The 24,098-nt window shown below is 65.5% G+C and carries 26 protein-coding genes and 2 tRNA genes; 7 read left to right on the top strand and 21 right to left on the bottom strand.

Annotated elements, in window-relative coordinates; all coding sequences use genetic code 11:
* Positions 1 to 56 precede the first annotated feature (56 nt).
* The 19 genes from nuoN to IEY14_RS01755 form a co-directional block, all read right to left on the bottom strand.
* The gene (gene nuoN, locus IEY14_RS01840; RefSeq protein ID WP_188906515.1) at positions 57 to 1,496 is read right to left on the bottom strand and encodes an NADH-quinone oxidoreductase subunit NuoN; all 1,440 of its coding nucleotides are present in this window, start codon (positions 1,494 to 1,496) and stop codon (positions 57 to 59) included.
* A 12-nt stretch (positions 1,497 to 1,508) separates the two neighbouring features.
* Positions 1,509 to 3,020, bottom strand: a complete 1,512-nt coding sequence (locus tag IEY14_RS01835) for an NADH-quinone oxidoreductase subunit M (RefSeq protein WP_188906514.1) — start codon at positions 3,018 to 3,020, stop codon at positions 1,509 to 1,511.
* 5 nt (positions 3,021 to 3,025) lie between these two features.
* Positions 3,026 to 4,999 carry an NADH-quinone oxidoreductase subunit L gene (gene nuoL, locus IEY14_RS01830; RefSeq protein ID WP_188906513.1) on the bottom strand — a complete coding sequence of 658 codons (1,974 nt, stop codon included), beginning with the start codon at positions 4,997 to 4,999 and terminating at the stop codon, positions 3,026 to 3,028.
* A gap of 7 nt (positions 5,000 to 5,006) precedes the next feature.
* Positions 5,007 to 5,315 (bottom strand): NADH-quinone oxidoreductase subunit NuoK, encoded by a 309-nt coding sequence (nuoK, locus tag IEY14_RS01825; protein WP_188906512.1) that lies wholly within the window; start codon positions 5,313 to 5,315, stop codon positions 5,007 to 5,009.
* A gap of 15 nt (positions 5,316 to 5,330) precedes the next feature.
* Positions 5,331 to 5,948 carry an NADH-quinone oxidoreductase subunit J gene (locus IEY14_RS01820; RefSeq protein ID WP_188906511.1) on the bottom strand — a complete coding sequence of 206 codons (618 nt, stop codon included), beginning with the start codon at positions 5,946 to 5,948 and terminating at the stop codon, positions 5,331 to 5,333.
* Positions 5,949 to 6,044: 96 nt separating this feature from the next.
* Positions 6,045 to 6,536 (bottom strand): NADH-quinone oxidoreductase subunit NuoI, encoded by a 492-nt coding sequence (gene nuoI, locus IEY14_RS01815; RefSeq protein WP_188906510.1) that lies wholly within the window; start codon positions 6,534 to 6,536, stop codon positions 6,045 to 6,047.
* 47 nt (positions 6,537 to 6,583) lie between these two features.
* A complete protein-coding gene (gene nuoH, locus IEY14_RS01810) occupies positions 6,584 to 7,627 on the bottom strand; it encodes an NADH-quinone oxidoreductase subunit NuoH (RefSeq protein ID WP_188906509.1) in 1,044 nt (347 codons plus the stop codon).
* 13 nt (positions 7,628 to 7,640) lie between these two features.
* Complete coding sequence (gene nuoG, locus IEY14_RS01805; RefSeq protein ID WP_188906508.1) at positions 7,641 to 9,719, bottom strand: NADH-quinone oxidoreductase subunit NuoG; 2,079 nt, start codon at positions 9,717 to 9,719, stop codon at positions 7,641 to 7,643.
* A 1-nt stretch (position 9,720) separates the two neighbouring features.
* Positions 9,721 to 10,038, bottom strand: a complete 318-nt coding sequence (locus IEY14_RS01800) for a pentapeptide repeat-containing protein (RefSeq protein WP_188906507.1) — start codon at positions 10,036 to 10,038, stop codon at positions 9,721 to 9,723.
* Between the two features lie 4 nt (positions 10,039 to 10,042).
* Complete coding sequence (gene nuoF, locus IEY14_RS01795; RefSeq protein ID WP_188906506.1) at positions 10,043 to 11,356, bottom strand: NADH-quinone oxidoreductase subunit NuoF; 1,314 nt, start codon at positions 11,354 to 11,356, stop codon at positions 10,043 to 10,045.
* Complete coding sequence (gene nuoE / locus IEY14_RS01790; RefSeq protein ID WP_188906505.1) at positions 11,349 to 12,563, bottom strand: NADH-quinone oxidoreductase subunit NuoE; 1,215 nt, start codon at positions 12,561 to 12,563, stop codon at positions 11,349 to 11,351. The genes nuoF and nuoE overlap by 8 nt, the downstream gene beginning before the upstream one ends.
* Before the next feature lie 112 nt (positions 12,564 to 12,675).
* Entirely contained in the window at positions 12,676 to 12,801 is a 126-nt protein-coding gene (locus tag IEY14_RS26065; RefSeq protein WP_280515009.1) for a hypothetical protein, read from the bottom strand.
* A gap of 277 nt (positions 12,802 to 13,078) precedes the next feature.
* Positions 13,079 to 14,269 (bottom strand): NADH-quinone oxidoreductase subunit D, encoded by a 1,191-nt coding sequence (locus tag IEY14_RS01785; protein WP_188906504.1) that lies wholly within the window; start codon positions 14,267 to 14,269, stop codon positions 13,079 to 13,081.
* Between the two features lies 1 nt (position 14,270).
* Positions 14,271 to 14,690, bottom strand: a complete 420-nt coding sequence (locus IEY14_RS01780) for a GFA family protein (protein ID WP_188906503.1) — start codon at positions 14,688 to 14,690, stop codon at positions 14,271 to 14,273.
* 7 nt (positions 14,691 to 14,697) lie between these two features.
* Complete coding sequence (locus IEY14_RS01775) at positions 14,698 to 15,291, bottom strand: NADH-quinone oxidoreductase subunit C (protein WP_188906502.1); 594 nt, start codon at positions 15,289 to 15,291, stop codon at positions 14,698 to 14,700.
* Between the two features lie 37 nt (positions 15,292 to 15,328).
* Positions 15,329 to 15,910 carry a NuoB/complex I 20 kDa subunit family protein gene (locus tag IEY14_RS01770; RefSeq protein WP_373288881.1) on the bottom strand — a complete coding sequence of 194 codons (582 nt, stop codon included), beginning with the start codon at positions 15,908 to 15,910 and terminating at the stop codon, positions 15,329 to 15,331.
* Positions 15,901 to 16,266 (bottom strand): NADH-quinone oxidoreductase subunit A, encoded by a 366-nt coding sequence (locus tag IEY14_RS01765; RefSeq protein ID WP_188906500.1) that lies wholly within the window; start codon positions 16,264 to 16,266, stop codon positions 15,901 to 15,903. Before IEY14_RS01765 ends, IEY14_RS01770 begins: the two co-directional genes overlap by 10 nt.
* A gap of 213 nt (positions 16,267 to 16,479) precedes the next feature.
* Positions 16,480 to 16,773, bottom strand: coding sequence for a helix-turn-helix domain-containing protein (locus IEY14_RS01760; protein ID WP_210318256.1), 294 nt, complete (start codon positions 16,771 to 16,773; stop codon positions 16,480 to 16,482).
* A gap of 265 nt (positions 16,774 to 17,038) precedes the next feature.
* On the bottom strand, positions 17,039 to 17,596 hold the full coding sequence (locus tag IEY14_RS01755; RefSeq protein ID WP_188906499.1) for an SHOCT domain-containing protein: 558 nt from the start codon (positions 17,594 to 17,596) through the stop codon (positions 17,039 to 17,041).
* Positions 17,597 to 17,867: 271 nt separating this feature from the next.
* Between IEY14_RS01755 and IEY14_RS25825 the strand changes: the two genes are divergently transcribed.
* A complete protein-coding gene (locus IEY14_RS25825) occupies positions 17,868 to 18,044 on the top strand; it encodes a hypothetical protein (protein WP_244639259.1) in 177 nt (58 codons plus the stop codon).
* A 79-nt stretch (positions 18,045 to 18,123) separates the two neighbouring features.
* Here IEY14_RS25825 and IEY14_RS01745 read toward each other — a convergent pair.
* Positions 18,124 to 18,200, bottom strand: a tRNA-Asp gene (locus IEY14_RS01745).
* Positions 18,201 to 18,390: 190 nt separating this feature from the next.
* Here IEY14_RS01745 and IEY14_RS01740 point away from each other — a divergent pair.
* Positions 18,391 to 18,466 (top strand) — tRNA-Val (locus tag IEY14_RS01740).
* Positions 18,467 to 18,650: 184 nt separating this feature from the next.
* A complete protein-coding gene (locus IEY14_RS01735) occupies positions 18,651 to 19,205 on the top strand; it encodes an HNH endonuclease signature motif containing protein (protein WP_188906497.1) in 555 nt (184 codons plus the stop codon).
* Here the strand turns inward: IEY14_RS01735 and IEY14_RS01730 are convergent.
* Complete coding sequence (locus IEY14_RS01730; protein WP_188906496.1) at positions 19,202 to 20,410, bottom strand: site-specific integrase; 1,209 nt, start codon at positions 20,408 to 20,410, stop codon at positions 19,202 to 19,204. The two genes, IEY14_RS01735 and IEY14_RS01730, sit on opposite strands and share 4 nt — an antisense overlap.
* 182 nt (positions 20,411 to 20,592) lie before the next feature.
* On the opposite strand from IEY14_RS01730, the gene IEY14_RS01725 reads away from it, so the two are divergent.
* The 4 genes from IEY14_RS01725 (at position 20,593) to IEY14_RS01710 (ending at position 23,896) form a co-directional block, all read left to right on the top strand.
* The gene (locus tag IEY14_RS01725; RefSeq protein WP_188906495.1) at positions 20,593 to 20,958 is read left to right on the top strand and encodes a hypothetical protein; all 366 of its coding nucleotides are present in this window, start codon (positions 20,593 to 20,595) and stop codon (positions 20,956 to 20,958) included.
* 141 nt (positions 20,959 to 21,099) lie between these two features.
* Complete coding sequence (locus IEY14_RS01720; RefSeq protein ID WP_188906494.1) at positions 21,100 to 23,199, top strand: AAA family ATPase; 2,100 nt, start codon at positions 21,100 to 21,102, stop codon at positions 23,197 to 23,199.
* Positions 23,199 to 23,390, top strand: coding sequence for a hypothetical protein (locus IEY14_RS01715; protein ID WP_188906493.1), 192 nt, complete (start codon positions 23,199 to 23,201; stop codon positions 23,388 to 23,390). The genes IEY14_RS01720 and IEY14_RS01715 overlap by 1 nt, the downstream gene beginning before the upstream one ends.
* Positions 23,387 to 23,896: a metallophosphoesterase family protein gene (locus IEY14_RS01710; RefSeq protein ID WP_188906492.1), complete on the top strand. Its 510-nt coding sequence runs from the start codon at positions 23,387 to 23,389 to the stop codon at positions 23,894 to 23,896. The genes IEY14_RS01715 and IEY14_RS01710 overlap by 4 nt, the downstream gene beginning before the upstream one ends.
* Positions 23,897 to 24,098: the final 202 nt, after the last annotated feature.

Below are 24,098 nucleotides of genomic sequence, written 5' to 3'. Positions count from 1 at the left end.
GCGCCGCCGGAGCCTCCCGATCAAGGGCCTTTCCAGGCTCCGTCATTGCTTCCTGCTCAAAAGAAGCTGCTCGCCGCCGTCTGCGCCGCCGCGAGGATCGGGCCGGCGAAGAAGATGTATACGGGGAAGATGAAGAGGGTCGAAACCGCGAGCACGCCGCGCAGTTCGAGGCTCGCCGGCACGAAGCCCGCCGCCGGCTCGTCGAACCACATCACCTTCACGATGCGCAGATAGTAGAAAAGGCTGACCACGGAAGTGACGACGCCGATGATCGCCAGCGGCCAGAGGCCCGCGCCGACCGCCGCCATGAAGACGTAGTATTTGGCGATGAACCCGCCGAGCGGCGGCAGGCCGGCCAGCGACAGCATCAAGACGGTCAGCGCCAGCGCCATCGACGGGTTGGTCTGGGAAAGGCCCTTCAGCTCGTAGACGTCCTGCGTCTGGCCCTCGCGGCGACGCATCGCCATGACGACCGCAAAGACGCCGAGCGTCATCGTCATGTAGATGGCCATGTAGACCGCGACGCCGCGCACACCGGCGGCATCGCCCGCCGAAAGCCCGACCAGCGCGTAGCCCATATGGCCGATGGAGGAATAGGCCATCAGGCGCTTGATGTTGGTCTGGCCGATCGCCGCGAAGGCGCCGAAGGCCATCGACAGGATCGACACGAAGACGAGAACCTGCCGCCAGTCGGCGACGAAGGGGCCGAACCCTTCCATCGTGAAACGCGTGAGGAGGCCCATCGCGGCGACCTTCGGCGCGGAGGCGAAGAAGGCAGTGACCGGCGTCGGCGAGCCCTCGTAGACGTCCGGCGTCCACATATGGAACGGCACCAGCGACAGCTTGAAGGAGAGGCCGGCGATGACGAAGACGAGGCCGACCAGGAGGCCGACCGAGCGGGTCTCGCCGGACAGGGCCCGGGCGATCGCCTCGAACTCGATCTGGCCGGTGAAGCCGTAGACCATGGAGGCGCCGTAGAGGAGGATGCCCGAGGACAGCGCGCCGAGCACGAAATATTTGAGGCCCGCCTCGGTGGACTTCACGGAGTCGCGGTGGAAGGCGGCGATCACGTAGGCGGCGAGCGATTGCAGTTCGAGGCCCATATAGAGCGCGATCAGGTCGCCGGCCGAGACCATCACCATCATGCCGACCGTCGACAGACAGATGATGACCGGGAACTCGAAGCGGTTGAAGTGATCGGATTCGGCATAGCCGACGGTGAGGATCATCGTCGCGGCGGAGCCGATCAGCACGAGGATCTTCATGAAGCGGGCGAAGGCGTCGAGCTCGAACGATCCGTCGAAGGCGCGTCCGTCCGGCGTCGCGAAGATCAGCCAGAGCGCCGTGACGAAGAGCAGGACGACGCTCAGCGTCGTCATGAAGCGCGCGCTACGCTCGCCCGTGAAGACGCCGATCATCAGGAGAACCATGGCGCCGATCCCGAGGATGACCTCGGGCGCGGCGATGGCAAGGCTGGCGGAGAAGGCTTGGGTCATCGGACGTTCCGCTCAGTTCGCCGCCTGGGCGACGGAAGTGGCGGCTTCGAGCGCCGCCGTATAGTTCTGGAGAAGCGCCTGCACCGAGGCCTCGGTCGCATGGAAGACCGGAGCCGGATAGACGCCGAAGAAGACCGTGAGGATCGCCAGCGGGTAGAGCAGCGCCTTCTCGCGCGGCGTCAGATCGAGGATGTCCTTCAGCGTCTCCTTGGTCAGCGCGCCGAAGATCACCCGGCGATAAAGCCAGAGCGCATAGGCCGCCGACCAGATCACGCCCGTCGCGGCGAAGATCGCCACCCAGGTGTTGACGCGATAGACGCCGAGCATCGTCAGGAATTCGCCGATGAAGCCGCTCGTGCCCGGCAGGCCGACATTCGCCATGGTGAAGATCAGGAAGGCGGCGGCATAGCCGGGCATCCGGTTCACGAGACCGCCATAGGCGTCGATCTCGCGGGTGTGGATGCGATCGTAGACGACGCCGACGCAGAGGAAGAGCGCGCCGGAGACGAGGCCGTGGCTGAGCATCTGGAACAAGGCGCCCTGCACACCCTGCTCGTTCGCCGCGAAGATTCCCATCGTCACGAAGCCCATATGGGCGACGGACGAATAGGCGATCAGCTTCTTGATGTCCTCCTGCATCAGCGCGGTCAGCGAGGTGTAGATGATCGCGACGACGGAGAGCGTAAAGACGAGCGTCGAGAAGTAGTCCGAGGCCAGCGGGAACATCGGCAGCGAGAAGCGCAGGAAGCCGTAGCCGCCGAGCTTCAGAAGGATACCCGCCAGAATGACCGAGCCCGCCGTCGGCGCCTCGACATGCGCGTCGGGCAACCAGGTATGGACCGGCCACATCGGCATCTTCACCGCGAAGGAGGCGAAGAAAGCGAGCCACAGCCAAGTCTGCATCGAGGCCGGGAACTTGTAGCTGAGCATGTCCGGGATCGAGCTCGTGCCCGCCGTCCAGTACATCGCCATGATGGCGACGAGCATCAGCACCGAGCCAAGGAAGGTGTAGAGGAAGAACTTGTAGCTGGCATAGACGCGCCGCTTTCCGCCCCAGACGCCGATGATGATGAACATCGGGATCAGGCTGCCTTCGAAGAAGATATAGAAGAGCACGATGTCGAGCGCGCAGAACACGCCGACGACCAGCACCTCAAGCAGCAGGAAGGCGATCAGATATTCCTTCACGCGCTTCTGGACCGATTCCCAGCTCGCCAGGATGCAGATCGGCATGAGGAAGGTCGTGAGGATGACGAACAGCATCGAGATGCCGTCGACGCCCATGTGATAGCTGATGCCGCCCTGCCCCATCCAGTCGAGATGCTCGACCATCTGGAAGCCGGCCTGCGACTTGTCGAAGCCGATCCAGATGAGCAGCGAGACGACGAAGGTGAAGACCGTGGTGATCAGCGCGATGCGCCGGATGTTGTGGCGGCCTTCCGGCGTCGCGTCGCTGGTGAAGGCGATCAGCGCCACGCCCACCAGCGGCAGGAAGGTGACGAGCGAGAGAATCGGGAAGTCCATGGACCTCAACGGCCTCCGACCATCATCAGGGTGACGAGGGCCGCGATGCCGATCAGCATCGCGAACGCATAGTGATAGAGATAGCCCGACTGCAGCCGCACCACGCGGTCGGTGACATCGAGCACGCGGGCCGAGACGCCATCCGGGCCGAGGCCGTCGATGATCTTCTGATCGCCGGTCTTCCAGAAGAAGCGGCCGATGGCCTTGGCCGAGCGTACGAACAGGAAGTCGTAGAGCTCGTCGAAGTACCACTTGTTCAGGAGGAACTGGTACAGGCCGCGGTTGCGCGCCGCGATCTGCGCCGGACGCTGCGGCGAACGGATGTAGAAGAGATAGGCGAGCGCGAAGCCGACGACCATCGCGACGAAGGGCGCGATCGCGATCAGAAACGGCGTCTCGTGCATCTCGTGCAGAACGTGGTTCTCGGCGCCGGTGAAGAGCGCGGCGTGCCAGAACTCGCCATAGCCCTCGCCGACGAAGAAGCGCTCGAAGACGATGCCGGCAAGGAGCGCACCGGCCGCCAGGATATAGAGCGGCACCAGCATCACCGGCGGCGACTCGTGGATGTGATGCATGACCTCGTGGCTCGCGCGCGGCTTGCCGTGGAAGGTCATGAAGATCAGGCGCCAGGAATAGAAGCTGGTCAGGAGCGCCGCGATGATGGTGAGGCCGCAGGCATAGATCGCGAAGATGTTGTCGCCAGCGAAGGTCGCCTCGATGATCGCGTCCTTGGAGTAGTAGCCTGCAGTGAAGGGGAAGCCGGTCAGCGCCAGCGTGCCGATCACCATCATCCAATAGGTCTTCGGGATGTGCTTGCGCAGCCCGCCCATGTTGCGCATGTCCTGCTCGTCCGACACGGCATGGATGACCGAGCCGGCGCCGAGGAAGAGCAGCGCCTTGAAGAAGGCATGCGTGAAGAGGTGGAAGATCGCCGGGCCGTAGGCGCCGACGCCGAGCGCGGCGAACATGTAGCCGAGCTGCGAACAGGTCGAATAGGCGATGACGCGCTTGATGTCGTTCTGCACCAGGCCGACGGTGGCGGCGAAGAAGGCCGTGCTCGCGCCGACGAAGGTCACAACGGTCAGCGCCGTATGCGAGAGTTCGAAGAGCGGCGACATGCGGGCCAGCATGAACACGCCGGCGGTGACCATCGTCGCCGCATGGATCAGGGCGGAGACGGGCGTCGGGCCCTCCATCGCGTCCGGCAGCCAGGTGTGGAGGCCGAGCTGGGCCGACTTGCCCATCGCGCCGACGAAGAGCAGCAGGCAGATGGCGGTGACGAAGCCGCTCGTCGTCAGCGTGTAGCTGGCGAAGTGGAAAATCGGCGCGGCTCCGGCCTCGCCGCCCTCGCCCATCTTGGCGGCGAGATCGGCGGCGCCGGCGAAGATCGTGTCGAAGTTCAGCGAACCGAAGAGCACGAAGACGCCGAAGATGCCGAGCGCGAAGCCGAAATCGCCGACGCGGTTGACGATGAAGGCCTTCATCGCGGCGGCGCTGGCCGACGGCCGCTTATACCAGAAGCCGATCAGGAGGTAGGAGGCGAGACCGACGCCTTCCCAGCCGAAGAACATCTGCACGAGGTTGTTCGACGTCACCAGCATCAGCATGGCGAAGGTGAAGAGCGACAGGTAGCAGAAGAAGCGCGGCCTATGCGGATCGTGGTGCATGTAGCCGATCGAATAGACATGCACCAAGGCCGAGACGCTGTTGACGACGACCAGCATGACGAGCGTCAGACGGTCGATGCGCAGCGCCCAGGACACGTCGAGCGAGCCGATGCGCATCCATTCGAGGATGGTCACATGGATCACCTCGCCTTCGCCGAAGCCATAGGCGATGAAGCCGATCCAGGACAGGACCGCGGCCGCGATCATGAAGCCGGAGGTCAGATATTCGGAGGCCTTGGCGCCGATCGCGTTGCCGAAGAAGCCGACCGTCAGGAAGCCGAGGAACGGCAGGAGGACGATAAGGGCATACATCGGCCGGTCAGCCTTTCATCGTGGACACGTCCTCGACGGCGATCGATCCGCGATTGCGGAAGAACACCACGAGGATGGCGAGACCGATCGCTGCCTCGGCGGCGGCGACGGTGAGAATGAACAGCGCGAAGACCTGCCCCGCGAGGTCGTGGAGGAAGGCGGAGAACGCCACCAGATTGAGATTGACCGAGAGCAGGATCAGCTCGACGGACATCAGGATGGTGATGATGTTCTTCCGGTTCAGGAAGATGCCGAAGACGCCGGTGACGAAGAGGATGGCGCCGACGGTGAGATATTGGCCAAGGCCGATTTCCATGGTTTCAGACCTTCCTCAGATGCCCTGGCCGCTCTTGACCTTGCGGATCTCGACCGCCGTCGCCGGATTGCGGGCGACCTGCGCCGGGATCGACTGCTTGCGCAGCCGCGCCGTGTGGCGCAGCGTCAGGACGATGGCGCCGATCATGGCGACGAAGAGGATCAGCGCCGCGAGCTGGAAGAACAGGATGTAGCGGGTGTAGAGAACGTGGCCGAGCGCCTCGATATTGCTGACCTGCTCGATCGGCGGCATCGGCAGCGCGGTGGCGACCGACGGGCTCGGAGTGATGTAGGCGCCGGACACTGCGATGATCAGCTCGGCGAGCAGGACGAAGCCGATGATTGCGCCGATCGGCGCGTAGCTGAGCGCCCCCCGCTTCAGAGCGAGGAAGTCGACGTCCAGCATCATCACGACGAAAAGGAACAGCACCGCGACGGCGCCGACATAGACGACGATCAGGATCAGCGCGAGGAATTCGGCGCCCGTTAGAAGGAACAGTCCCGCCGCCGCCACGAAGGTGAGGATCAGGAACAGAACGGAATGCACGGGATTGCGCGAGAACACGACGAGAATCGCCGAGCCGACCGCGATCAGGGCAAAGATGTAGAAGAAGAGCGCCTGCAGGCCGAGCATCGCCGGTGTCCTTGGAAGCGTTGAACCGGGAAGGCCCGGAGCGGCATTTCGGTGAAGAGTCGGGCTGGCCCGCGTCGCGGGTGCCCGGCCCGGGGCTTAGCGATAAGGCGCGTCGAGCGCAATGTTCTGCGCGATTTCCCGCTCCCAGCGGTCGCCGTTCGCGAGAAGCTTCTCCTTGTCGTAGTAGAGCTCCTCGCGGGTTTCCGTCGAGAATTCGAAATTCGGCCCCTCGACGATGGCGTCCACCGGGCAGGCTTCCTGACAGAAGCCACAATAGATGCATTTCACCATGTCGATGTCGTAGCGCACCGTGCGGCGCGTGCCGTCGTTGCGGCGCGGACCGGCCTCGATGGTGATCGCCTGGGCCGGGCAGATCGCCTCGCACAGCTTGCAGGCGATGCAGCGTTCCTCGCCGTTCGGATAGCGACGCAGCGCGTGCTCACCCCGGAAGCGCGGGCTGACCGGCCCTTTCTCGAAGGGATAGTTCACAGTCGACTTCGGGGCGAAGAAGTAGCGCATGGTCAGTTTGATCGCCCCGACGAACTCGGCGAGGAAGAGCGAACGGACGGTCTGTGCGATGGCATTCATGGCGGGCCTGAACGGTTCGAGGCGTCTGGCGGGGGCGCGGCCGGCGATCAGCCGGTCGCACCCGTGAGCTTCACGACGAAGGCGGTGATGACGACCATCGCGATGGAGATCGGCAGGAACACCTTCCAGCCGAGACGCATCAGCTGATCGTAGCGGTAGCGAGGCACGAAGGCCTTCACCAGCGCGAACATGAAGAAGACGAGCGCGACCTTGGCGAGGAACCAGATGACGCCCGGCACCCAGGTGAAGGGCGCGAAGTTGAAAGGCGGCAGCCAGCCTCCGAGGAAGAGGATGGTCGTCAGGCAGCACATCAGCGTGATGGCGGCATACTCGCCGAGCATGAACATCATGTAAGGGGTCGAGCCATATTCGACCATGAAGCCGGCGACGAGCTCGGATTCCGCTTCCGGCAGATCGAAAGGCGGCCGGTTCGTCTCGGCGAGCGCCGAGATGAAGAACACGATGAACATCGGGAACAGGCTGAGCCAGTGCCAGTCGAGGAACGTGTTCGGCAGGCCGACCATCGTGCCGACGCCCGTCTGCTGCGCGAGCACGATATTGGTCAGGTTCAGCGAGCCCACGCAAAGGAGGACGGTGACGATGACGAAGCCGATCGAGACCTCATAGGACACCATCTGCGCCGCCGAGCGCAGCGCGCCGAGGAAGGCGTATTTCGAATTCGACGCCCAGCCGCCCATGATCACGCCATAGACCTCCAGAGAGGAGATCGCGAAGATGTAGAGGATGCCGATATTGATGTCGGCGATCACCCAGCCATGCGCCACCGGCACGACCGCGAAGGTCGCGAGGGCCAGCGTCACCGCCACCAAAGGCGCGAGGAGGAAGACCGGCTTGTCGGCCGTCGCCGGAATCACCGGCTCCTTCAGCACGAACTTCAGGAGATCGGCGAAGGACTGGAACAGGCCGAAGGGCCCGACGACATTCGGCCCGCGCCGCATCTGCACCGCCGCCCAGATCTTACGATCGGCGAGCAGGATATAGGCGATGAGGACGAGGAGAACGACGAGGAAGAGAACGCTCTGCGCCAGGATGACGATGGCAGGCCAAAGATAGAGGGAGAAGAATTCCATATGTGTTTCCCTCCTACTCGGCCGCTTCGAGATGCTCGGCGCGCGCGAGGCGCGAGCATTCGGCCATGACCTTCGAGGCGCGGGCGATCGGGTTCGTCAGATAGAAGTCGCCCACCGAAGAGGCGAAGGTCGCGCCGCGCGCCGGAACGGTGGTGCGCTCCACGAGCCCGCGCAGCCCGCTCGCATCGGCCGGGACGATCGCGTCGGTCTGATAGTTCGGATGCGCCGCATAGATCTCCCGGCGCAGCGCGCCGAGCGAATCGAAGGGCAGCGGCTTGCCGAGCACCGCCGAGAGGGCGCGGAAGATCGCCCAGTCCTCGCGCGCGTCGCCCGGCGGGAAGGACGCTCGGGAGCCGGTCTGGGCCCGCCCCTCGACATTCACCCAGGTGCCCGACTTCTCCGTATAGGCGGCGGCCGGCAGGATGACGTCGGCGCGATGGGCGCCCTTGTCGCCATGCGTACCGACATAGACCACGAAGGCGCCCGGCGCGACGTCGATCTCGTCGGCGCCGAGGTTGAACAGGACATCGACCGCCCCGCCCGCCATGTCGAGCGCCGTCGGCCCGCCATTCTGCGGCACGAAGCCGATATCGAGACCACCCACCCGCGAGGCGGCGGTGTGCAGCACGTTGAAGCCGTTCCAGCCCTCGGCGATCACGCCGAACTCGTGCGCGAGCTTCACGACGAGGCCGAGGACATTCGCCCCCTCACCGCCCGTCAGCGCGGTGCCGCCGACGATGATCATCGGCTTCTTGGCCGCCGTCATCGCGTCGTGGAACTCGCGGCTGGCGCCGGCGATGTCCGACAGCGTGTCGACCCCGGCGCCGAGATAGAGCGCCTCGTAGCGCAGGTCTTCCTTCGTGCCGATGACGGCGACGGGGAAGTTGCCCTGGCGCCAGCGCCGGCGAATGCGGGCATTGAGGACAGAGGCCTCGAAGCGCGGATTGGCGCCGACGATCAGCAGCGCGTCGGCCTCCTCGATCCCGGCGATCGTCGTGTTGAAGAGATAGGACGCGCGGCCATTCGCCGGATCGAGGCGCGATCCGTCCTGGCGGCAGTCGAAATTGGACGAGCCGAGCGTCTCGAGGAGCCGCTTCAGCGCCCACATGTCTTCGACCGCCGCGAGATCGCCGGCAAGGGCGCCGATGCGCTCGGCGGGAGCCGCCGCAACCTTCGCCTTGATGGCCGCGAAGGCCTCCGGCCAGCTCGCCGGCACCAGACGCCCGTTCTCACGGATATAGGGCTTGTCGAGCCGCTGCGTGCGCAGCCCGTCCCAGACGAAGCGGGTCTTGTCGGAGATCCACTCCTCGTTGATCGCCTCGTTGGTGCGCGGCAGGATGCGCATCACCTCGCGGCCGCGCGTATCGACGCGGATCGACGAGCCAACCGCGTCCATGACGTCGATCGTCTCGGTCTTCGTCAGCTCCCAGGGGCGCGCCTGGAAGGCGTAGGGCCGCGAGGTCAGGGCGCCGACCGGGCAGAGGTCGATGACATTGCCCTGGAGTTCGGAGGTCATCGCCTGTTCGAGATAGGTGGTGATCTCGGCATCCTCGCCGCGACCGACGAGGCCGAGCTCGGAAATGCCGGCGACCTCCGTCGTGAAGCGGACGCAGCGCGTGCAGTGGATGCAGCGCGTCATGATCGTCTTGACGAGCGGGCCGATATACTTGTCCTCGACGGCGCGCTTGTTCTCGCGATAGCGCGAGGCCGAGACGCCGTAGGCCATGGCCTGGTCCTGCAGATCGCATTCGCCGCCCTGATCGCAGATCGGGCAGTCGAGCGGGTGATTGATCAGCAGGAATTCCATCACGCCCTCGCGGGCCTTCTTCACCATCGGGGTGTTGGTGAAGATCTCGGGCGCCTCGCCATTCGGACCGGGACGCAGGTCGCGCACGCCCATGGCGCAGGAGGCCGCCGGCTTCGGCGGGCCGCCCTTCACCTCGATCAGACACATGCGGCAATTGCCGGCGATCGAGAGACGTTCATGGAAGCAGAAGCGCGGGATCTCGGCGCCCGCCTCCTCCGCCGCCTGCAGCAGCGTGTAATGGTCCGGGACCTCGATTTCGGTGCCGTCGACCTTGATCTTCGCCATGTCAGTTGATGCCTCGTTTGGCTTTCGCCCCGGCCCCCGAGCCGATCAATTCCGCAATATTGACGCCGTTGATCACCAGCCCTTCGATCTCGGCGTCCTCGAAGGAGGCATTGGTGAGATCGACCCTGGCGAAGCGCGCCTCGCTGAGATCCGCGTTCGTGACGGAAATCTCGGCGAGATCGACATTTCCGAGTTCGGAGCCCGACAGATCGACATTCTCGAACCGGCTGTCGGACAGGTCGCAATCCGTGAAGAGCGAGCTCGACACGTCCGCCTTCTGCACCGTCAGAATCTCGGCCCGACCGACGATCTCGACCATCGGATCACTCCGCCGCCTGTAGCATCGCCGGCTTGTTCACGGCTGGCTTCGCGTTGCGGCTGTAGTCGTCGATCCGCTTCTCGACCTCGGCCCGGAAGTGGCGGAACAGGCCCTGGATCGGCCAGGCCGCCGCATCGCCGAGGGCGCAGATCGTATGGCCCTCGACCTGCTTGGTCACGTCGAGCAGCATGTCGATCTCGCGCTTCTCGGCATTGCCGGTGACCATGCGCTCCATCACGCGCCACATCCAGCCCGTGCCCTCGCGGCAGGGCGTGCACTGGCCGCAGCTCTCGTGCTTGTAGAAATAGGCGAGCCGGGCGATCGCGCGAACGATGTCGGTCGACTTGTCCATGACGATCACCGCCGCCGTGCCGAAGGACGACTTGACGTCGCGCATGCCGTCGAAATCCATCGGAGCGTCGAGAATATGCTCGCCCGGCACGACCGGGCAGGACGATCCGCCCGGAATGACGGCGAGCAGGTTCTCGTAGCCGCCGCGCACGCCGCCGCAATGCTTGTCGATCAGCTCGCGGAAGGGAATGCCCATCACTTCCTCGACCGTGCAGGGCCGGTTCACATGGCCCGAGATCGAGAACAGCTTGGTGCCGGTATTGTTCGGCCGACCGAAGCCCGCGAACCAGGCACCGCCGCGCCGCAGGATGGTCGGCGCCACCGCGATCGACTCGACGTTGTTGACCGTCGTCGGGCAGCCGTAAAGGCCCATATTGGCCGGGAACGGCGGCTTGAGGCGTGGCTGGCCCTTCTTGCCCTCCAGGCTTTCGAGCAGCGCGGTCTCCTCGCCGCAGATATAGGCGCCGGCGCCGTGATGCACGATCACGTCGAAATCCCAGCCGCACTTGTTGTCGCGCCCGAGCAGGCCGAAATCGTAGCACTCGTCGATGGCGCGCTGCAGCGCCTCGCGCTCGCGGACATATTCGCCGCGCACATAGATATAGGCCGCATGCGCGCCCATCGCGAAACCGGCGATGACGCAGCCCTCGATCAGCGTGAACGGATCGTTGCGCATGATGTCCCGGTCCTTGCAGGTACCGGGTTCGGATTCGTCGGCATTGACGACGAGATAATGCGGCCGGTCGCCGATCTCCTTCGGCATGAAGGACCATTTGAGACCGGTCGGGAAGCCCGCGCCGCCGCGGCCGCGCAGGCCGGACGCCTTCATCTCGTTGATGATCCAGTCGCGGCCCTTGCCGATGATGTCCTTCGTGCCGTCGAAATGGCCGCGCGACATCGCGCCCTTCAGGCTCTTGTCCTTCAGGCCGTAGATATTGGTGAAGATGCGGTCCTTATCCTCAAGCATCGCGCCGCTCCCCCTTCTCCGACTTCGCCTCGTCGGCCTCGACTTCGGCATTCGTCCTCGGACGATCGCCGCCGACCGGGCCCGGAAGCACGTCGTCGGTCACCCGCTTGTTCTCGACCGGCGCGGAGCCGGATGGCTCGGGGCGCGCATCGCCCGCCGGAGCGCGATCGGCGCCGGCGTGATCGGGCGCATCCACCCGCTTATGATCCTGGACGACCGCACTCTCGGCCGCATCGCCCTTGACGCCGAGCGGGCCGTCGCGACGCGCCTGGTCGGCGTCCTTCGAGGCCGAGCCGCGCTCGAGCGCATCGGCATCCTTCTCCGCGGCGCCGGTCGGACCCTGCTGGGTTCCACCAGTGCGCCCGGCGCCCGGCTGATCGGCCCCCTCCGCGACATCGACCTTCTCGGCCGCTTCCGCGTGCTGATCGGCATTGCCATTGGTCGCCTTGCCGGGACCGGCGAGCGTCGGATCGGTCTCCGGTGCATGGGTGTCGGGCCGGCCGGCCTGCGAAGGCGGCGTTCCGCCCGTCGCCGCTCCGGCACCGGTGCCCTGATGCGGGGCTTCCGCCGCCGGGCGGGACGCACCCTCACCGGCATTTCCGTCCGTCAGCGTCGTCGGACCACCGACAGGCGACGAGAGATGTCGATCGATTTGCGGGCCGACCGGCACGCTCGCCCCCTCGCCGCGCTCGAAGGCGTCGATGATCTCTTCCAGGCGCTCGGGCGTCAGATCCTCGTAGGTATCCTTGAAGATCATCACCATCGGCGCGTTGACGCAGGCGCCGAGGCACTCGACCTCTTCCCAGGACAAGGTGCCGGCTTCGTTCAGATGGAACTGGTCGTGGTGGATGCGGTGACGGCAGACATCCTTCAGCGCATCGGAGCCGCGCAGCATGCAGGGCGTCGTGCCGCAGACTTGGACATGGGCGCGGGTGCCGACCGGCTTCAGCTGGAACTGCGTGTAGAAGGTGGCGACTTCGAGGACGCGGATGAGCGGCATTTGAAGGCGATCGGCCACATGCTCGATCGCGGCCTTCGAGACCCAGCCCTCCTGCTCCTGCGCTCGCATGAGCAAGGGAATCACGGCCGATTGCTGGCGGCCTTCGGGATACTTGCCGATGGTCCGTTCGGCCCAGACGGCATTCTCGCTGCTGAAGGCGAAGCTGGCGGGCTGAACGGAATCTTCCGCAAGGCGTCTGACGGACATCGAACTTGGTTCGCTTCTAAACTGCGATGCTGCGCCGCTTCTAACACAGGCTTGCCAAAAGGCCAGTGCCCTTCGGCCGCAGCGATCGGACCGGCAATAGACCCTTTGCCGGTCAGCTTTCCAGAGGGCTTTCGACCGAAATCGACAGGCCGGGTTGGCGGGGATCGATCACGAACGCCCGTCCGAGAATCGAGGTGGTGGATCGGTTGCCCGCCGCCAGGGGGCGGCGGTGCGTCACCTTGCCCTCCCCTCCGTAAAGGATGAGGAAATGCGAAGGCCTCAGCGATCCGAAATCTGCCCGCCGCGTCACGAGCCGACGGGTTCGTTCTTTCAATCGCGCGAGACAGATAGGAACAAAAGCCTTTCGACGCCAGCCACGAGCCGCGCTTTCGCGACGAGAATCGACGGGCGGCCGATCCCGCCAAGGGCCGAAACGAATCCGCGCCCCTCCTTGCAGAAGGGCGCGGGCCAAGACTTTCGACGTGGAGACTGACGTCGCCCGAGCCGGACGGACGTCAGCGGTCGACTTCGCCGAACACGATATCCAGCGATCCGAGGATCGCGGACACGTCGGCGAGGAGATGGTTCTTGCACATGTAATCCATCGCCTGGAGATGGGCGAAGCCGGGGGCGCGGATCTTGCAGCGATAGGGCTTGTTGGTGCCGTCCGAGACCAGATAGACGCCGAACTCGCCCTTCGGCGCCTCGACGGCCGCATAGACCTCGCCCGGCGGCACATGGAAGCCTTCGGTATAGAGCTTGAAGTGGTGTATGAGCGACTCCATCGAGCGCTTCATCTGGCCCCGCTTCGGCGGCACGTACTTGCCTTGCGCCGAGGAGACCGGCCCCACGCGCTCGGCGCCCGACAGGCGCTCGACGCATTGCTTCATGATCTTCACGGACTCGCGCATCTCGATCATGCGGATGAGATAGCGGTCGTAGCAGTCGCCGTTCTTGCCGATCGGGATGTCGAAATCGAGTTCGGAATAGCATTCGTAGGGCTGCGACTTGCGCAGGTCCCAGGCGGCGCCCGAGCCGCGCACCATCACGCCCGAGAAGCCATGCGCCCAGCATTCCTCCAGCGAGACGACGCCGATATCGACATTGCGCTGCTTGAAGATGCGGTTCTCGGTGAGAAGGCCCTCGATGTCGTCGCAGACCTTCAGGAACGGATCGCACCATTCGCCGATATCGTCGACCAGTTGGTGCGGCAGGTCCTGATGGACGCCGCCCGGACGGAAATAGGCGGCGTGCAGGCGCGCGCCGGAGGCGCGCTCGTAGAACACCATCAGCTTCTCGCGCTCCTCGAAGCCCCAGAGCGGCGGCGTCAGCGCGCCGACATCCATGGCCTGCGTGGTGACGTTGAGAAGATGCGACAGGATGCGGCCGATCTCGCAATAAAGCACGCGGATCAGCTGGCCGCGCTTCGGCACCTCGATCCCGGCGAGACGCTCGGTGGCGAGGCAGAAGGCGTGTTCCTGGTTCATCGGCGCGACATAGTCGAGCCGGTCGAAATAGGGCATCGCCTGGAGATAGGTCTTCTGCTCGATCAGCTTCTCGGTGCCGCGATGAAGAAGGCCGATATGCGGGTCCACCCGCTCGACCATCTCGCCGTCGAGTTCGAGGACGAGGCGCAGCACGCCATGCGCGGCGGGATGCTGCGGTCCGAAATTGATGTTGAAGTTGCGGACGTCGATCTCGGCCATGTCACACTTCTCCGCCCGTGATGGCCGCAACGAACTGGGCGCCTGTCATCTTTTTCGTATGATTGGCGAATTCGTAGGCGGCGGGCTTTTCGTCGATGAAGATTTCGGTTTCGAACGAGAAATCGGCGGTCCGGTCGAAGGCCTGATAGGAGACGACGGTCGTGCTGCCGTCCTGCATGCGCCAGAACAGGCTGGAGCCGCAGACGACGCAGAAGACCCGCTCGCCATAGTCGGACGAGCGATAGACGCCGAGCTTCGTCTCGTCCGCGATGTCGAGATGCTCCACCTCGACCGCCATGAAGACGCCGCCGCTCCAGCGCCGGCACATGCCGCAATGGCAGACGCCCATCTCGCGCTTGGCGAGACGGGCGCCGAAGCGGACCGCGCCGCAGAGGCAACCGCCGCTGAGGGTCTCGCTCATCGCCGCCTCAGTTCGGCCGCGCCTTCTCGTCGCCGGGGAGGACATAGTCCGTCCCTTCCCAGGGCGACAGGAAGTCGAAATTGCGGAACTCCTGGCGAAGCTGCACCGGCTCGTAGACGACCTGCTTCACCGCCTCGTCGTAACGGACCTCGACGAAGCCGGTGAGCGGGAAGTCCTTGCGCAGCGGATAGCCCTCGAAGCCGTAATCCGTGAGGATGCGGCGGAGGTCGGGATGACCCGTGAAGACGATGCCGTAGAGATCGAAGGCCTCGCGCTCGAACCAGTCCGCCGCCGGAAAGACGCCGGTGACGGAGGGGACGAGATCGTCCTCGCCGGCCCGCACCTTCACCCGGATGCGCTGGTTCCGATAGGGCGCGAGAAGGTGATAGACCACCTCGAAGCGCTCCTCGTTCTCCGGATAGTCGACGCCGCAGAGATCGATGAAGGAGACGAAGCGAAGCGAGGGATCGTCCCTCAACTTCGTCAGCACCTCGACGATCCGGCCGGCCGGAACGATCAGGTTCAGTTCGCCATAGGCCAGGACATGGCTCGCCGCGTCCTTGCCGAGCACCCTGCGAACGTCGTTCGACAATTCTTCCATGAAGCGCGTCCGTTTCTTGAAGCCGGGACCGGCGCGTTCAGCGCTCGATCGTTCCGGTGCGGCGGATCTTCTTCTGGAGAAGCAGCACGCCGTAGAGCAGAGCTTCCGCCGTGGGCGGACAGCCGGGCACGTAGATATCCACCGGCACGACGCGGTCGCAGCCGCGCACCACCGAATAGGAATAGTGGTAGTAGCCGCCGCCATTGGCGCAGGAGCCCATGGAGATGACGTAGCGCGGCTCCGGCATCTGGTCGTAGACCTTACGCAGCGCTGGCGCCATCTTGTTGGTCAGCGTGCCGGCCACGATCATCACGTCCGACTGGCGCGGCGACGCGCGCGGCGCGAAGCCGAAGCGCTCGGCATCGTAGCGCGGCATCGACATCTGCATCATCTCCACCGCGCAGCAGGCGAGGCCGAAGGTCATCCACATGAGCGAGCCGGTGCGCGCCCATTGGATCAGATCCTCGGTGGAGGTGACAATGAAGCCCTTGTCGGCGATCTCGTTGTTGATGTCCGTCAGAAACGGATCGGCCGCCGGCCGCGTCAACGCCGAGGCGGAGCCGAGGTCGGTCGCGGGCGCACGCACGAGCGACGTGTCAAAACCGTCCTTCAATCCCATTCCAGGGCACCCTTTTTCCATTCATAGACGAAGCCGATCGTCAGGATGGCCAGGAACACCATCATCGACCAGAAGCCGAACCAGCTCACCGTTCCGAAGGTCGCCGCCCAGGGAAACAGGAACGCGACTTCGAGATCGAAGATGATGAACAGGATCGAGACCAGGTAGAACCGGACGTCGAACTTCATGCGCGAATCGTCGAACGCGTCGAAACCGCATTCGTAGGCCGAAAGCTTCTCGTCATCCGGCGCCTTGAAGGCCAGGAGGAACGGCGAGACCAGAAGGGCGCAGCCGATGAGCAGCGCCACGCCGACGAAGATGACGATCGGCAGATAGGAGCCTAGCAGCTCTGGCATCGTTTTGAACTCCGAAGACGCGCCCGCCATTCACGGCGGCATCGCGCTCTCGGAACGCCATAGCCGCATTTGCGGTGCTTCGACAACCGGCTTTAAACGACGCGGCCGCAACGAAGGGTAAATGCGTCGGTTGGCCGCCGGGCGACGCGGTCGGACGATCGCGATCGACGAGACTATCGAGAGAAGAGAGCGAGACGCGAACGCGCCTCGTCCTCAGGCCCGGAGATGGCGATCCTCGCCCTCGTTCGCAAGATGCTGAGCCGCGCGCAGGGCGGCGGCAGGGTCGAGATCCTCGAAGAAATATTCCGGGCCGACCCCGAGCTGGCAGGAGATCAGATAGAGGCGGCTCGCGCTGATGCGATTCGATCCCGTCTCATATTTCTGGATCTGCTGATAGCTGACGCCGACCAGCGTTCCGAGATCCTCCTGCGTCAGGCCTTTCTGAAGGCGGAGGAGCCGAAGTCGGTTGCCGACATGAACGTCGATCGGATTGCTTCTGGACGGCACAGCATTGATCCAAATAAGAAATCAGGCGTCACAAATTAGTGGATTTTCTCCACGGGTATACGTACCAGCAGTTGTCGAGCCAGTTGTAAGGGTTTTCGCGTACGAGAGATGCGCCGCTCGGGACGACGGCTCGGCAAATGCCCGCCCAGCGCGCTCGGTCCGTTTTGCATGATGGCGTGCTTGTTCCCGCATAACGTGCAGGATGCCGAACCTGTTATAAAATGTATCGAAGCGCCGTTCGGCTCGACCGGGATCCGCTCCCTCCTCAGTACTCCGCGACGATCGGCAGATCGTCGGCGACGATCGAGCCCTCGGGCGTCGAGAAGCTGAGACTGCGACTGGCGCCCTGCTGCTGCGACGCGCCGCCGATGCGATGATCGCCGGTGTCGTGGATCGTCACCCGCTCGCCCCGCTTGATAGCCAGGCGACGATGCGCGGGGAAGACGGCGTAGAGCTGGTCGTTCTGTCCGCCGCTCGTCGCCGGCTGCCCGAGCTCGTCCGGCCACCAGCGCTTCGGGGCCGAGCCACCACCCTGCCCTGTCGCCGGTCCCGCGATCTCGGCCGGGTCGAGCGTGGCGAGATCGTCGATCAAAGCGCGCACCCGCCCCTTCAACCCATCGTTGAACATGTCGCCGATCATCAGCATGCCGCCGCGCGACCATTGCCCCATGCCGCCGAGTTCGGGATGGCTGAACTGCGCCATCGATCCATGACCGGCGGCAAGAGCGCTCGCGACCTCTCGGGCCGCATCTGCGCTGAAACCATGGCGCTCGCCGATCGATTCGATCCTGCGCTGCGACCCCTCGCCCGAATTCTCGCTCATTCCCACTCTCCCGGATCGGATCTCGCCCCCATATGGGACGGCAGGCGCGAGGCGCCACGGCCGGCGGCCAGCCGGCGCTGAAAAAGAGACGAAGACGAGAGAACGGACCCGAATGCGACCGTCCCGCCGCCGAATCCTGAAACGCGAAGCCGAGATGCGGGACGCAACGCCGTCGCCGATCGATCCCTGCTGCTGGCTATGCGGACGCGACCTCGGCGAGAGAATCGAATGGCACCATCCGCAACCGAAGAGTCGCGGCGGACGCTACACCGTGCCGGTCCATCCGATCTGCCACCGGACGATCCACGCGACCTTCAGCAATGTCGAACTCGCACGGATGACAACGGACGGCGCGGAGCTGCGTGCCCATCCCGAAATGCAGCGCTTCCTGACTTGGGTCGCCGAAAAGCCCGCGAACTTCCACGCTCCGACGCGCCATCGGCGCTGACCTTCGCGAAGGCTGCCAGCGGCCGCATCCGAGCGAAAGGTTTGTTTTCTAGAAATTTTTGGAGGTGGGTATTTTGAGATGGCGCGAGTGACGGGGCTCGAACCCGCGACCTCCGGCGTGACAGGCCGGCACTCTAACCGACTGAGCTACACCCGCGCTTTCCGCCGCGGCGCTTCGTCCGTCGGCGTGAGTGGGTGTGTACGGGAGGCCGCTTTGGGAGTCAAGCGATCCATCACGGCTCTTCGACAAAATTCGCGCCGGCCCCGTCGCCGGCCTCGCCCGATCTGCGTCGACCACCCCTCGCCTTGAAATTGCCGGCGCAACCGCGTATCGCGGCGGGACGAAAGGGCGATTAGCTCAGTTGGTAGAGCGCCTCGTTTACACCGAGGATGCCGGGGGTTCGAGTCCCTCATCGCCCACCAGCCCTACCCCCTACGCCGCAGGGCTTCAGCGGATCGAGGCACCACCCTTCCCGAACTGATTGCTACCACCCCCTGCCAGACCCCTGCGAAATATGCGGCGGGACTGCGGGTGAACGAGAGATTTCGCTGAAATCTTTCTTCGCGCTGGTGACCCTTGGACGTCTCTTCAACGGAGACGCCACGGATGTCCCTCCACCCCAAGTACGACCGCCCCTATGCCGAGATCTTCGCGGAGCTCGTGTACGATCCGGCCACGGGCCACTTCACTTGGACGAAGCCGCGCCGCGGCCGCCACCCGGGTCGGCCGGCCGGCTACCTCGACAAGAACGGCTACAGGGTCGTCCACATCGACGGCGTCGCGTTTTTCGCGCACCGCCTCGCCTGGTTCTGGACGCACGGCGTCTGGCCGGGGGACCGCCTCGACCACAAGAACGGCATGCCCGACGACAACCGCATCGCCAACCTCCGCGAGGCGACGGCGCAGCAGAACTCCGCGAACCGCCGCATGCGGCAGCGGAACAAGTCGGGCTACAGGGGAGTGTTCAAGGCCACCAAGGGGCCGAGCTGGAACGCGACCATCACGCACGACGGCCGCAACGTCTTCATCGGCGCCTTCGCGACGCCGACCGAGGCCGCCAGGGCCTACGACGCCGCGGCGATCGAGCGCCACGGCGAGTTCGCCGTCCTGAACTTCCCGACGGCTGTCCGCAACCGCGTGCGGAGGAGCGAGGCCGCCTAGGCCTCCTCCCTCTCCCTTTTCGTCTCCCCGCGGCCGAACCGGTGGCCGCGGGGCTGCCCCCGCCTCCCCGCCCGCCCGCTGGAGAACGCCTGCCCGACATCGCGATCGGCGTCGGGGTGCAGGTGCCCGTAGACCTTCCGCAGCATGTCAACGCTCATCGACAGGTACTTCGCGATCTGCTTCTCGTCCTGGTCCGGATCCTGGATCAGCCAGGACGCGCACGTGTGGCGGAAGCTGTGCCGGACGAACCCGTGGTCGGCGCCGAAGACCTCCTTCATCGCGAAGACGAGGCCCTTCTTCGGATCCACCGGCCGCCCCTGCCACTCCACGAGGTAGCGCCGCGGCTCCCTGTATCCGTCGATCCGCAACGGCCCGCGCTGCCAGATCCGCAAGAGGTGCAGGAGCCGCTCCGGCAGCCGGATCGGATCGGCCCGCTTGTTGTCGTAGCGCTTCTCCGCCTCGCCGACCCGGTAGAAGATCCCGGTCTCGAGATCGATCCACGGCCGGCCGTCCTCCTTCTCGAAGGACGCGTTCCAGATCCGCGACGACCGCGAGCCCGTGTAGACGGCGACCAGGACGAACGGGAGGATATGCCGGAGCGAGCGCCGGCGCGTCTTCCGGCCGCGCTGCGTCGTCCGGTACGTCAGCAGGAACCAGAGGAGCGCCGCGACCTGGCCGCGGGTCATCCATCCCTGGCGGCTGTCCCCCTTGGGCGGCAGCTTCACGACGACGAGCTCGCGGCAGAGGCCGTCCTCGCAATACAGTCGGATCGCCGCCTTGAAGTCCTCGAGCTCCCGCCTCGCCGCCCCCGGCGTCGAACGGTGCCGGGCGTACTGCTTGCAGGTGTAGCCCGTGACTTCGGACAGCATGCGGTCGCCCCAGAACTCGCCGAGGCGGGCGAGGCGCGCCTTCAGCTCCTTTGGCCTGGCGACGTCGCGGCCGGCCTCGTCCTCGTAGTGCTGCAGGACGTCGGCGATCGCCACGTCGGCGGCGGCCCGGTTAACCCCCTTGGAGGCCTTGCGATTGCGCTCGACGAGATATTCGGCGAGCTTGCCCTCGGCCTCGCGGCGCTGCTCGGGCCCGAACTTCGTGAGGATCCGAACCTTGCCGTCGCGGATCATCCAGACCGAGTTCTGCCGGATCCAGCCGTTCTCGTCGCGGCGTTCGGGGACAAGATAGAGTCGTGCGGGCTTCGTCGAAGCCATTGGTCATTCTCCGCGCTGCCGGCGTCAGATGCGCCGTGGGGAAGCTTCCGGCTTCATTCGCCGACTGCTCGATGTCCCGAACATGAGACGGGGGTGCCTACCTCGGCAAGCGGTTGTGGTAGGGAAGGTTAACGCGTGCGGGGCATGATCCCGCCGAACACCAACGGCGAGGAAAGCCGCACATGTCCGACGTCCCGAAACCCCGCCGCGAGAACGTCAGGCCGACCGCCGAGATCGAGGCTCTGGTCGTGCGCGTCGTCGGCGCCGCCCTGCCCGACCGGCTCGTGACTTGGCTCGGCGTCAGCAAGCGCAACGCCGAGCGCTGGCTCAGCGGCGAGAGCACCTATCCGCCGAGCCTCGTCGAACGCCTGGACCAGTTCGCCCCGATCTGCGACGACCTGATCGCGGACCTCGAAGACCTCGTAGACGAGTATAAAGAGCGCGGCCTTCCGGAGAATCTTCTCCGCCTCCGCATCCGCGAGTTTTCGAAAACCCTCTCCGAGGAGCCCCCGCCCCGGCCGGCACCGCAGAAATCGACGGACCTTTAAAATCCTTCGCTATTCCTTAACCCATTCCTTGCCGTCCCTCCTGTATAGAGGACGCATCCGACCGGCAGCATCAGCATCCGGTTCACTTCATCGCCCCGCCGTCGGCTTCAGCCGTGCTCGGGGCTTGGCTAGGAGCCAACGATGGGCATTCGTCCGATCCGCGTCGTGGGCACGCGGAAGATTACAGCCGAAGAAGCCGTGTCGAACATCGATCCCGACGACTTGACGTGGGACGCCGACGGCGACTTCTCGATCGCCACGGTCACCGAGATCGACCCCGCCGACGAAGAGAAGATGTCGTCAGCGAAGCTCGCAGCGGTCCAGGCGCTTTCGCGAGCGGTCGAGCGCCTCGAACCGGCCGAGCACGCCCTTTTTCTCGCGATGTCCGAGCATCTCGACGACAAGGACGGCGCGATCGCGAGGCGTCTCGAGGGCCGCAGCCCATTCCTCATCTGCGACGTCGTGCTGCCTCATCATCGCTGGCGGACTGCGGTCGACGGTGCCTTCGTCGCGTTCCTGCATGCCGTCGGGGTCCGGCATCTCGGAGCGAGCATCGGGCGCAAGCACGTTCAGTTTTTGCTCGATAGAGACAGCCGGATCTACCAGGTGCCGGTTGGCGACGTGATCGGCAACGCCGCCCGCTGCCACGTCTTCACGACGCGGCTCGCCGACGACGTCGTGCCTGCGAACCTGACGCCGCATATCGATCTTCGCATCGACCTGCGCGAGCTGTCGGCCATCCATCTGGCCGGCGCGATCGACGCGGCGTTCGAGACGACCGGGACAGTCTGGACCGGACGGCCGGCGACGGCTTTCGGCGCCATCGCGTTCAACGCCGCCTGCGCCCGGGCGCCGGACGCGGCGTCGGTCCAGCCGCTCCTCGAGGTTCTCGCCGACGCCGCCGACGAGGAGGACCGGAAGGTCATCGCGAAGGAGTCGGGGACGACAACGACGAAGACGCGCAAGGCGCAGGACGTCGAGGTCCTGCGTCCGACGGCTCCTCGGGTCGAGGATCTTCACGGCTACGGAAAGGCCGCCCTCTGGGCCCTCGACCTCGCCGACGATGTCGCCGCCTACGCCCGCGGCGAGATCGGATGGAGCGCAGTCGATGCCGGCTGCCTCCTCTACGGGCCTCCCGGCACCGGCAAGACCATGCTCGCCAGCGCGATCGCCGCGACCGCCGGCGTCGCGTTCATTCCGACCTCGTACGCGGACTGGCAGTCAAGAGGGACGGGGTGGGGCAGCGACGTCGTCCGGACGATCCGCAGCATCTTCGAAGCCGCCAACGCGAACGCCCCCTGCGTCGTCTTCATCGACGAGGTCGATACGGTCCGGGCCCGCGGCGGTGGCGGACACAATGAAGACTGGTGGTCGATGGTGACGAGCGCCTTGCTCGAGCAGCTCGACGGCTCGAATCGGCGGGAAGGCGTCGTCGTGATCGGCGCCTGCAATCATCCCGATCGGCTCGATCCCGCCATGGTCAGATCCGGGCGCCTGGACCGCCGCTTCGAGATCGGGCTGCCCGACGAGCCGGCGCTGCACGGCATCCTGCGCCACCACCTTCCCGAGATCGACCCCGTCTCGCTCGCGCCGGCGGCGACCGTTCTCGTCGGATCCGCGTCGGGTGCCGATGTCGCCCGCTTCGCCCGCGAGGCCAGACGCGCCGCGAGACGGGAACGCCGCGAGGTCACGGCCGAGGACCTGCTCGTCGTCGCGATGCCTCCGGACGGACTGTCGCCCGAGGACCGTCGCCTGGTCGCGATCCACGAGTCCGGGCATGCGATCGCCGTCATGCTGCTCGGCCGGATCCCGGAGTCCGTCTCAATCGTGTCTGACGGGATCACCCGCGGCGGCGTGCGGGCCGGGTCGCTCATCGGAATGGCGCGCCTGCGTGACTACGAGAACGAGGTCGTGGTCCGCCTCGGCGGCCGCGCCGCGGAAGAGGTCATTTTGGGCGAGGCCTCGGGAGGAGCCGAAGCCGATCTCCACGGCGCCACCTCTGTCGTCGCGCAGCTGATCGGCAGAACCGGTCTCGCCGGCCGCCTAGTCTTTGACGAGCGCGTCGACATCGCGGTCCTCGAGACGAAGTTGCGCGAGCTCTACGGGCGGACCCTGAGGCTGATCGGCCAGCACCGGGCGGCCGTCGAAGCGCTCGCGGATCTGGTGGTCGAGCGCCGGGTCCTCGGCAAGGCCGCGCTCGAGGCGTTCGCAGCGGAGCACGGACTCGGAGGGTCGCGCTGATGGTGATCGCCCTACGCCCCGACGTCCGCGAACGCCTGGACGCGATCGAGCGCGAGGACGGCATCCCCGTTCTCGATCAGATCGTCCAGGCAGTCGAGGTCTGGAGCCATCTGACCGGTCCAGAGAGACATGCGCTGGGGATCATCGCGATGCAGCTCGTCGCCGCCAGAGCCCGTGGAGGCCTGTCGTGACCGTGTGGTTCACCTCCGACACGCACTTCGGCCATGCGAACGTCATCAGGCTCTCGAACCGGCCGTTCGAGGGCATTTCGGAAATGCGGGAGCACCTGATCGCGGCCTGGAACGCCGTCGTCAGGTCGGACGACGACGTCTACCATCTCGGCGATTTCGCGTACCGCGCCACGGCCAACGAAACGGCGAAGATCTTCGCCCGCCTCCATGGTCGCAAGCACCTCATCGTCGGCAACCATGACAACGAGGCCACGCGGATCCTGGCGTGGGAATCGGTGTCAGAGATAAAGCAGATCGCCGTCGACGGCCACCGTCTTTTCCTATGTCACTACCCGGTCCTCGAATGGGCCGGTTACTGGCGCGGCGCCGTCCACTTGTTCGGCCACGTGCACGGCCGGCGTCCCGGCGTCGGGCGCTCATGCGACGTCGGCGTGGATTGCTGGAGCTACCGTCCTGTCGCGCTGCCGGAGATCCTCGCCCGGATCGGAGACGCCGAAAATGCGTGATCCGGGAGAGGTCGAGACGTGGGATGAAGCCGCCGGTAGGCTCCTCAGGATGCTGGACGAGCGGGCACGGAAGCGCAGGAAACGAGGGGCGCCGAAAAGCGAGAGGCAATTACAATTTCCACTCGAGCCTGCACCATCCGTTCAGCAGCGCCTGCTACAAGAGAGCCGTACCCGACGTCGGCAGAAGCCGTAAGCGGGTCGA

This window comes from Aureimonas endophytica (assembly GCF_014642635.1).
Taxonomy (GTDB): domain Bacteria; phylum Pseudomonadota; class Alphaproteobacteria; order Rhizobiales; family Rhizobiaceae; genus Plantimonas; species Plantimonas endophytica.
Note: the sequence above shows the minus strand (reverse complement) of the source record. Positions and strands in the feature narration are given on the sequence as shown.